At 64.8% G+C, this 9,738-nt stretch carries 10 protein-coding genes; 8 read left to right on the top strand and 2 right to left on the bottom strand.

All coding sequences use genetic code 11. The features are described from left to right. The 8 genes from infB to pnp form a co-directional block, all read left to right on the top strand. Positions 1-1,598, top strand: a 1,598-nt coding sequence (infB, locus tag WBA11_RS00085; RefSeq protein ID WP_424518696.1) for a translation initiation factor IF-2, incomplete at its 5' end; no start/stop codon positions are given. A gap of 76 nt (positions 1,599-1,674) precedes the next feature. Then, positions 1,675-2,085, top strand: a complete 411-nt coding sequence (rbfA, locus tag WBA11_RS00090; RefSeq protein WP_424518697.1) for a 30S ribosome-binding factor RbfA — start codon at positions 1,675-1,677, stop codon at positions 2,083-2,085. 2 nt (positions 2,086-2,087) lie between these two features. After that, positions 2,088-2,801 carry a tRNA pseudouridine(55) synthase TruB gene (gene truB / locus WBA11_RS00095; protein WP_424518698.1) on the top strand — a complete coding sequence of 238 codons (714 nt, stop codon included), beginning with the start codon at positions 2,088-2,090 and terminating at the stop codon, positions 2,799-2,801. After that, entirely contained in the window at positions 2,798-3,733 is a 936-nt protein-coding gene (locus tag WBA11_RS00100) for a bifunctional riboflavin kinase/FAD synthetase (protein WP_424518699.1), read from the top strand. Before truB ends, WBA11_RS00100 begins: the two co-directional genes overlap by 4 nt. A gap of 99 nt (positions 3,734-3,832) precedes the next feature. Next, positions 3,833-4,195, top strand: a complete 363-nt coding sequence (locus WBA11_RS00105; protein WP_424518700.1) for an STAS domain-containing protein — start codon at positions 3,833-3,835, stop codon at positions 4,193-4,195. Beyond that, positions 4,188-5,093, top strand: a complete 906-nt coding sequence (locus WBA11_RS00110) for a patatin-like phospholipase family protein (RefSeq protein WP_424518701.1) — start codon at positions 4,188-4,190, stop codon at positions 5,091-5,093. The genes WBA11_RS00105 and WBA11_RS00110 overlap by 8 nt, the downstream gene beginning before the upstream one ends. Before the next feature lie 206 nt (positions 5,094-5,299). Further along, positions 5,300-5,566, top strand: a complete 267-nt coding sequence (gene rpsO, locus WBA11_RS00115; RefSeq protein ID WP_424518702.1) for a 30S ribosomal protein S15 — start codon at positions 5,300-5,302, stop codon at positions 5,564-5,566. A 234-nt stretch (positions 5,567-5,800) separates the two neighbouring features. Further along, complete coding sequence (gene pnp / locus WBA11_RS00120) at positions 5,801-8,050, top strand: polyribonucleotide nucleotidyltransferase (RefSeq protein WP_424518703.1); 2,250 nt, start codon at positions 5,801-5,803, stop codon at positions 8,048-8,050. Positions 8,051-8,158: 108 nt separating this feature from the next. Here the strand turns inward: pnp and WBA11_RS00125 are convergent, their stop codons facing one another. Next, positions 8,159-9,313: a Shedu immune nuclease family protein gene (locus WBA11_RS00125; protein WP_424518704.1), complete on the bottom strand. Its 1,155-nt coding sequence runs from the start codon at positions 9,311-9,313 to the stop codon at positions 8,159-8,161. 122 nt (positions 9,314-9,435) lie between these two features. Next, the gene (locus WBA11_RS00130) at positions 9,436-9,618 is read right to left on the bottom strand and encodes a hypothetical protein (protein WP_424518705.1); all 183 of its coding nucleotides are present in this window, start codon (positions 9,616-9,618) and stop codon (positions 9,436-9,438) included. Between the last annotated feature and the right edge of the window lie 120 nt (positions 9,619-9,738).

Consider the following 9,738-nt stretch of genomic DNA (forward strand, 5'->3'; position numbering starts at 1 on the left):
TCGACTTCGAGGTCGAATTCATGGAGGACATCGAGGAAGAGTTCGACCTCGAGACCGAGGACGCCGAGGACGATCTCATCGACCGCCCGCCGATCATCACGATCATGGGCCACGTCGACCACGGCAAGACGTCGCTGCTCGACTACATCCGAAACGCCAACGTGATCGCCGGCGAGGCCGGCGGCATCACCCAGCACATCGGCGCCTACCAGATCGAGACCGAGGCGGGCCGCAAGCTCACGTTCCTCGACACGCCGGGTCACGAGGCGTTCACCGCCATGCGTGCCCGTGGCGCCCAGGTCACCGACCTGGTCGTGATCGTCGTCGCCGCGGACGACCGCGTGATGCCCCAAACCATCGAGGCCATCAACCACGCCCGCGCCGCCGAGGTGCCGATGGTAGTCGCGATCAATAAGATCGACCGCGACACAGCCAACCCCGACCTGATCATGTCCCAGCTTGCCGAGCAGGGCGTCCAGGTCGAGCAGTACGGCGGAACGGTCCAGTCCGAGCAGATCTCGGCCCTCAACGGGACGAACGTCGACGCGCTGTTGGAGAAGATCCAGCTCGAGGCCGACCTGTTGGAGCTCAAGGCCAACCCCGACCGCTACGGCGTCGGCACGGTGGTGGAGAGTCGCCTCGACAAGGGCCGCGGCGTCGTCGCGACCGTCCTGGTCGAGAACGGCACGCTCGAGGAGGGCGACACCTACGTGGTCGGTCTGACCTCGGGTCGTGTCCGGGCCATGTTCAACGAGAGGGATGAGCGCGTCAAGATCGCCGGGCCGTCCACGCCAGTCCAGGTCTTGGGCCTCACCGATGCGCCCGACGTCGGCGACCGCCTGGTCGTCCTCGAGGACGAGAAGCTGGCCCGCGAGATCGCGTCCAAGCGTCAGCAGCTGATCCGTGAGCAGACGCTGCACCAGCGGCGCCACGTGACCCTGGCCGACTTGTCGCGCCGGATCAAGCTCGAGGGCATCACGAACCTCAACATCGTCGTCAAGGGCGACGTGGGCGGCTCTGTCGAGGCGCTCAGCGACTCGCTCCTCAAGCTCTCGAACGACGAGGTGGCTGTCGCGATCGTGCACTCGGGTGTCGGCGCGATTACCGAGTCGGACGTCATGCTGGCGACGGCGTCGGACGCCATCATCATCGGCTTCCAGGTCCGTCCGGTCGCGGGCGTCCGCAAGGTGGCCGAGCGCGAAGGCGTCGACATCAACCTGTACTCGGTCATCTACGAGGCCATCTCGGACGTCACGAGCGCCCTCGAGGGCTTGCTCGATCCCGAGGAGAAGGAGACCGTCACGTCGACCATCGAGGTCCGTGAGACCTTCCGCGCCCCGCGCGTCGGAACGATCGCCGGCTCGTACGTGGTCGAGGGCAAGGTGTCCCGCAACGACCGGGTCCGCATCGTCCGCGATGGCGTCGTCATCTTTACCGGCGAGATCGACACGTTGCGCCGCTTCAAGGACGACGTGGCCGACGTGGCCGCAGGCTACGAGTGCGGCGTCACGGTCAAGAACTACAACGACATCAAGGTCGGCGACCAGTTCGAGACCTACGTCGTCACCGAGGAGAAGCGGACGCTGGCGTCTGTATAGGGTCTGGGTGCTAGGGGGTTAGAGGTTGGGGTTCGCTCCGGCCACCCCAACACCCTATCCCCAATCCCTAAACCCCATGAGCATTCGCACAGACCGAGTCGGCAGCGTGATCCAGCGCGAGATCGCGGACCTCCTGCAGCAGGGATTCGGTGAGGCATCGCACTCGCTGGTCACTGTCACAGGCGTCAGGATGACGGACGATCTTGGGATCGCCTACATCGACGTGTCCGTGTTGGGCGGTGACGATGCCCAACGCAAGACGGCGTTCCTGCGCCTCGAGCGGCAGTCGACCGAGATCCGCCGCGCCCTCGCCCAGCGGATCCGGCACCAGATGAAGCGCGTGCCCGAGATCAAGTTCTTCCTGGATGAAGGCCCGCAGCGCCGCGAGCGGATGGACGACCTGTTCGCCAAGATCGCCGCGGACCGCGGTCCCGACCTCGAGGACGAGTCGGCCGGTGACGAGACCTCGTCCCGCGGAGACTACTAGGCGTGCCAGGCGAGCTTCGGATCGTTACCGCCGGACCGCTCGAAGAGCCCGTCGCGCCGTGCGCGTTGCTGGTCGACAAACCGAAGGGGATGACCTCGTTCGGGGTCGTCAAAAAGGTCCGGTGGGCGCTCGACATCAAAAAGGTGGGGCATGCGGGGACGCTCGACCCGATGGCGACCGGCCTGCTCATCCTGCTGCTCGGGCGCGAGGCGACGCGGCAGCAGGACCGTTTCATGGGCTTGCCAAAGGTGTACACCGGCACGATCCGGCTCGGCCAGACGACGGCTAGCTACGACGCCGAGACGCCCATCGAGGTCGAGACCGACGCGACCGACGTCACCGATTCCGACCTCGAGGACGCCGTTCGTGATCTGACCGGCGAGATCATGCAGCGCCCGCCGATCTACTCGGCCATCAAGAAAGGGGGGGAGCGGCTGTACAAGAAAGCGCGGCGCGGCGAGACGCTCGAGATCGAACCGCGTCCCACGTCGGTCTACTCGTTCGACATCGCCGAGCGCCGCGGCGCCGACCTCGACGTGCGCATCGAGTGCTCGAAGGGGACCTACATCCGGTCGCTCGCGCATGACCTGGGCGCCGCCCTCGAGGTCGGCGGACATCTGACGGTGTTGCGGCGCGAGGCCATCGGGCCGTTCGAGGTCGGTGAGGCGTTCGACTTGGAGGCGCTCGTGACCGCAGCGCGCCCGCGAGACGCATGACGCGGGAAGTCGGACGAGAGATCGAGTGCGACCCGCGGTCGGTGATCACGACCGGGACGTTCGACGGCGTCCACCTCGGCCACCAGGCGATCATCCACTACCTCGTCGAGCGCGCGGGCGACGGCGGTGTCCCGACGGTCGTCACGTTCGACCCGCACCCGCGCGAGGTCCTGCTCGGGCAACCCATCCCACTCCTGACGACCCTCGGCGAGCGCGCCGACGCCCTAGAGGCGCTGGGCGTCCAGCGGTTCGTTGTGGTCCCGTTTTCTCGCGATCTGTCGCTCTTGGAGCCGGAGGACTACGTCCGCGACGTGCTGGTCGAGACCGTCGGGATGCGCGAGATCGTGATCGGGTACGACCACCGGTTCGGCCGCAAGGCGAGGGGCGACCGCGCCATGCTCGAGGCGCTCGGCCCCGTGCTCGGGTTCTCCGTCGACGTGATTCCGGAGCAGATCGAGGACGACGTGACGGTGTCCTCGACCGAGGTCCGGCGGCTGCTCCTCGAGGACGGGGACGCGACGCGTGCCGCCCACCTGCTCGGGCGACCGTACCGGATCACCGGGACCGTGGTCCGGGGCGACCAGCGCGGCCGGACCATCGGCTACCCGACCGCCAACGTCCGGCCCGGAGACGCGCGAAAGCTGGTCCCCAAACGGGGCGTGTACGCGGTCCGTGTCCGCTCGGCCGACCTCGAGGCTGGCGGCATGATGAACGTCGGGCACCGACCGACCTTCGAGACCGACGGCGCGACGACCGTCGAGGTCCACCTCTTCGACCTCGAGGCCGACTTGTACGGCCGCACCTTGGAGGTCGACGTGATCGCGCGGCTCCGCGACGAGCAGCGGTTCGACGGCGTGGACGCGCTGGTCGCGCAGCTCGACGACGACGCGGCCGCGGCCCGAAGCGCGATCGAGGACGCGGCCTCGACGTAGCGGCCGAGATCTCGATCGGTCGAGCGACCGTCGGCTTTGGAAGGGCGTGACCGAATCAAGGCTCCGATTCGGTTAGGTTAGGTGTACCACGCCACGCCGATGCCCGCACAAACCGTTCGTGACCTCTCCATCACCGCCACGATTCAACGGGGCATCGTGATCGCCCAGATCGATGGGACCATCGACTCCGTGTCCTCGGACGAGCTCCTGCTAAAGCTGCGGACGGCCATCGCGAACGGGCACGTCCGGATCGTCGGCGACATGAGCGGCGTCCAGCACACCTCGAGCGTCGGGCTCCGGGCCTTGCTCGGGGCCGTCAAGGCGGCGCGCCGCAGCGGGGGCGACCTCCGGCTGGCTCGCGTGCCGCCGTCGCTCGAGAAGGTCCTCGAGATGAGCGGGTTCACCACCATCTTCCGCCTCTACGACGACGTCGATTCGGCCCTCGCCTCGTACGATGCCTGACGCGCTCCAGAACCCGAACACGACCTACCTCTCGCCGTACAAGGGTCCGCCGCGCAAACGGCGCAAGATCGCGCTCGTGATCGGGTCGGGAGGGGTCAAATGCGCGGCGGCCATCGGCCTGCGGCGCGTCCTCGAGCGTGAGGGGATCAGGCTGGATTTGCTCGTCGGCTGCTCGGGCGGGTCGCTCTACGCGGCGACCCACGCCCTGGGGCTGTCCCTGGACGAGACCGAGAACCTGACGCGCGAGCTGTGGACCAAGGAGGTCATGGCCAAGCGCGATACGCGCGCGCTGTTCGGGATGGCGTTCCCCAAGCTCTCGAAGTTCGAGGGGTCGTTCGGGATGGTCGACGACCGACCGCTTGGCAAGGCCTTGGAACGCGCGTTCGGCGAGACCCGGATCGAGGACGCCAAGCTGCCGCTCAAGATCGCCGCGACCGACTTTTCGAGCGGGCAGCGCGTCGTCCTCGAGGACGGCCTGCTCCGCGACGCCATCCGCGCGAGCGTCGCCGTCCCGTTCGTGTGGCGGCCGTGGCCGGTCGAGGGGCGGCTCTTGTGCGACGGGTGCGTGTCGTCTCCCATGCCGGTCGACGTGGCTATCCAAGAGGGGGCGGACCTGATCCTGACGATGGGGTTCGAGGCTCAGAATCCCAAAGAGATCTCGTCCGGCCTCAAGCTGGCGTTCCACGTCATGGGCGTGTACACCAACAACCTGTACCGGGCTAACTACGCGTTTCACAACCTGGCCCACCACGCTGAGATCGTCCCAATCCTGCCCGAGTTTGACGAGCCCGTCGGGCTGTTCTCGACCCACAAGATCCCGTACGCGGTCGAGCGTGGTGAGGAGGCCGCTGAAGCCGCGGTGCCGTTCCTCCGCCGGCTAATGGCGCCGTCAGCGTGATCTCGCCCGTCGCTCCTCGCGAGTCGGAGCTCCCTCGAGGGCGCGCGACGTCCTCGAGGGCGTGAAGAGACCGCAGAGGCCGATCCGGGGCGGTTCTGGCTAGTTTTGGGACTGCGCCCCGGCGCATTTCTACACGACTGTTCGCCCCACACCCGATCGACCGGGGCGGCGGTCTTCTCCCGTATCGCAGATCGGCAGAGGATCGAATGATCTCCAAAGACAACAAGCAAGACATCGTCGAAAAGCACGGTGCCAGCGGTCAGGACACGGGCAAGCCCGAAGTCCAGATCGCCATCTTCACCGCGCGCATCAACGACCTGACGGAGCACCTCCGGGAGCACCGCAAGGACCACGCGTCCCGCCTCGGTCTGCTCAAGCTCGTCGGCAAGCGCCGCCGGCTCCTGGCGTACCTCCGCAAGAACAACATCGAGCGGTACCGCTCGATCATCGCGGAGCTCGGCCTCCGTCGGTAACACCTGCGGCGGCGTCCTCGAGGGCGCCGCCGTTTTTCGTCTCGGTCGGTTCGCACTTCCGCGCCCGACAGAGTATCGGACCTCTCGCCACCCGGCGATCGGTTCTCCTCAGCGCCCCCCACGTCGCACCCGCGACCTCGAGGTCGGCGCTCGCGAGAACGGATTCCCGGACTCTCCGGCGGACCGTCCACATCACCGGGCCTGAACAAGACTGGCCCACACCAAACACCCCACATGGCAGCCCCACAGGCTATCACACAAACGATCGAGGTCGGCGGTAAAACGCTCACGATCGAAACTGGCAAACTCGCCAAGCAGGCCGACGGCGCCGTCGTCACGACGCTCGGCGACACCGTCGTGCTCTCGACCGCCGTCACGGCCACGTCCGCTCGCGACGGCCAGCACTTTTTCCCGCTCACCGTCGACTACCGCGAGCGGTTCTCGGCCAAGGGCGCGTTCCCGGGCGGCTTCTTTAAGCGCGAGGCTCGGCCGAGCGACAAGGAGACGCTGACCGCGCGTCTGATCGACCGCACGTTGCGCCCGCTCTTCCCGGACGGCTTCCGCAACGAAGTCCAGGTCCTCAACTACGTCCTGGCCGCCGACATCGAGATCGACGCCGACGTCGTCGCGGGCGTCGGTTCCTCGGCTGCGCTCAGCCTTAGCGGATCGCCGTTCGCTGGTCCTACGGCGCACGTGCGCGTTGGCCGCGTCGACGGTGAGTTCGTCCTCTACCCGACGGGTGAGGAGCGCGCGGCGTCCGACATCGACCTGATCGTCGCCGGCAAGGCCGACGCGATCTCGATGGTCGAGGGCGAGATGAGCGAGATCTCGGAGGACGACATGGTCGCCGCCCTCGAGTTCGGCTTCGAGGCGATCAAGACGATCGTCGCCGGCATCAACGAGTTCGTCGCCAAGCGCGACAAGCAGAACGGCGCCCCGGCCGACCTCGAGTACAACACCGTTGCCGCCGACGAGGCATTGGTCGAGACCGTCTACGGCCACATCAAGGACGACGTCGACGCGCACCTGCGCAAGGACTACTCCAAGGAGACCTTCTACGGTGGCGTCCGCGAGATCCGCGACGACCTCATCACGAAGCTCTTCGGCGAGGGCGACGACAAGACCGACGAGATCGACGGCGGATTCTCCGTCGGCGACGTCAAGGAGGCCTTCAAGGCCGCCGAGTCCCGCGTCATGCGCGAGATGATCCTCGAAGAAGGCCGTCGCCTCGACGGTCGCAAGACCGACGAGATCCGCGACATCTGGACCGAGGTCGACTACCTCCCCCAGGTCCACGGCTCCGCCGTGTTCACCCGTGGCGAGACGCAGACGTTGGTCATGGTCACGTTGGGCACCGGCCGGGACGTCCAGGCCGTCGACCAGCTGTTCGACCAGACCGACAAGCGGTTCTACCTCCACTACAGCTTCCCGCCGTTCTCCGTCGGCGAGACCAAGTTCCTGCGCGGCCCGAGCCGTCGCGAGATCGGTCACGGAATGTTGGCCGAGCGCGCGCTGTCGAAGGTGATGCCCTCGGAGGAGGAGTTCCCCTACACCGTCCGCATCATCTCGGAAGTGTTGGAGTCGAACGGCTCGTCCTCGATGGCGTCCGTCTGTGGCGGTTCGATGGCCATGATGGCCGCCGGCATCCCGATCGCCAAGCCCGTCGCGGGCATCGCGATGGGCCTGATCGCCGACGGCGACAAGGTTCAGATCCTGAGCGACATCCTGGGCACCGAGGACCACCTCGGTGACATGGACTTCAAGCTCTGTGGGACCGAGGACGGCATCACGGCGTGCCAGATGGACATCAAGATCGACGGGCTCGCCATGTCGACGATGCGCGACGCGCTCGAGCAGGCGAAGACCGGCCGAATCCACATCCTGGGCGAGATGGCGAAGACGCTGTCCGAGCCCCGCGAGGACATCTCGCCGAACGCCCCGCGCCTAATCCAGGTCGTCATCGACCAGGACTTTATCGGCGCCATCATTGGGCCGGGCGGCAAGATCATCAAGGGCATCCAGGCCGACACGGGCGCCCAGATCAACATCGACGAGAAGGACGGCAAGGGCTACGTCACCGTCGCCGCACCGGACATGGACGCCGCCTACGCAGCGGTCGACATCATCCGTGGCATCGTGACCCAGCCGGAGGTCGGTGAGAAGTACACCGGCACCGTCAAGAACCTCCTGCCGTTCGGCGCGATCCTGGAGATCATGCCGGGCAAGGAGGCGATGTTGCACGTCTCGGAGATGGCCCATGGCTACGTCAACGACCCGGCCGACGAGTGCCAGATCGGAGACAAGCTCGAGGTCCAACTCATCGAGATCCGTGACGGCGGCAAGCTCCGCGTGAGCCGCAAGCCATTCCTCGCCGAGCCGACGGAGGAGGAGAAGGCGGAGATGGAGAAGCGTCGCGAGGAGCGCCAGAGCCGCGGTGGCGGCGGTGGTGGCCGCGGACGCGGTCGTGGCCGACGCCGCGACTAGCCCGTCTCGCTAGACCAGGACGCGCCCGCTCCGACCTCGAGGTCGGGGCGGGCGTTTTTCGTGTCCGGTAGGTTGAGTCGCGCAGTTGCCCCGACAAAGCCAACGTGACTAGTCGGCCTCGATGATCATTTTAGTACGTTCGTACAGTTCGTCGTAGGTAACTATTTCTGGACGCTTTACGCTGCTGCGAAATAGTTCAAACGAGCGAAGCTGGTCACGATTGACTCCATGCTCCCCAGAGAACTGATCGGTTCTGCCTACTATGAGATAGCATCTTGGCTGGTACGCGAATATATCGTTCCCTTGCGGGAAGCCTCGATCGTCAGTGAGTTTGAACGACGATTGGAGTTCACGGACAGCGTAGTCAAGTGTGATCTGAGCCTGAGATACTGCACCTGCCATCTCTTGTGAAACGCGCCAGCATCCAGGGCGATAGTGCTCGCGATAGTCAAGCAGATCGGTATCCGGCTTTTTGATTTCTACTAAGCACACATTGGAAATGGCTGCACGGCTGGCTAGTACCGCGTCTGATCGCTTGCCATGCTTGACCAGCGAAGAACCTGAAACGACCTGCTCAAGCTTTCTTTCCCCGAGCGAATCATGCCAAATGAGAGTCAATGCGTATCCAAAAATCCAGTGGTTTTGTTCAAAGAAATTCTGCCATACAGCTTCCAGACCTCGCTTCTTAAGCCGAGTAGCCTCAGAAGCTGCGAATCCAGTTTCGTAGAGAAGGCGCTCGAAGTGGGCCAGTTGGCTCCTACGATAACCGATAGCCACCAAGTCTGACTCCGTCACAGTGTCGAGCAGTATGTCCGCTATTTCAGCGCTTCGGGACGCCACAACCTCCTTGAGATCTGAAGATGTTAGCTCGTCCAACGGTGTTGGACTGTCTGAAATCACAGTTCGGCCATTGCTGGACAGCGCCGTGTGCTGAACATGTCGAAGCATAAGAATGAACTGATCTATTTCATTTCCTGTTAGGGAGATGCTTGCGTTGTGCGGTTTGTCAGTAGCTGAGTTATAGGTTTGCAGAGTGATCAATTTGATCGATCTGTCAATGTCCCAGAATTTCAACTGAAGTTGTACGTCGCCTCCGTGTGTTCGTCTCAGAACTACCTCGTTGCGCTCAGTCCCCAGAGCGAAAGATTGTTCTTGGTCAATCATGCGATTGGCTATCCTTAGACGCCGGCCACTTCCTGAAAAATCAGTTATAGGTGGACTGACGTAAGTCTTACCAGGGATCGGATTCTGATAGTCGTCCATGGCTAGAGCTTTGTACGGTTTTTCTGAAATATTGTGCTCATGACTACTCAGTCCCGCAATGCAACACTGATAGGGGAGGTGCGAGAGCCTGGTCTTGATCAAGGTAAAGCGCTACCCCGTCTCTAAGCGAGAGCGCCCGCTCCGACCTCGAGGTCGGGGCGGGCGTTTTCTTGTGTCGTCCTCGAGGTTGCGCTGGCGATCGCGGCCCTCACGTAGGGGCACGCCGGTGGCGTGCCCAGTCCGACGTTCGAGGCCGTTTCGCCCTCGAGGACGGCGAGATGACGCCGTTGCACGCGACTCGCCATAGGGCGGTCCAGGTCGCACCGACCTCGAGGTCGACCGCGGGCACCCCAGCGGTGTGCCCCTACGAATGCGCGCGTCCCCGAGGTCGTCTACCGGACGACCGTCGCTTGCACCGTCCTCAA

Origin of the sequence: Rubrivirga sp., from assembly GCF_049648075.1 — a bacterium.
Taxonomy (GTDB): Bacteria; Bacteroidota; Rhodothermia; order Rhodothermales; family Rubricoccaceae; genus Rubrivirga.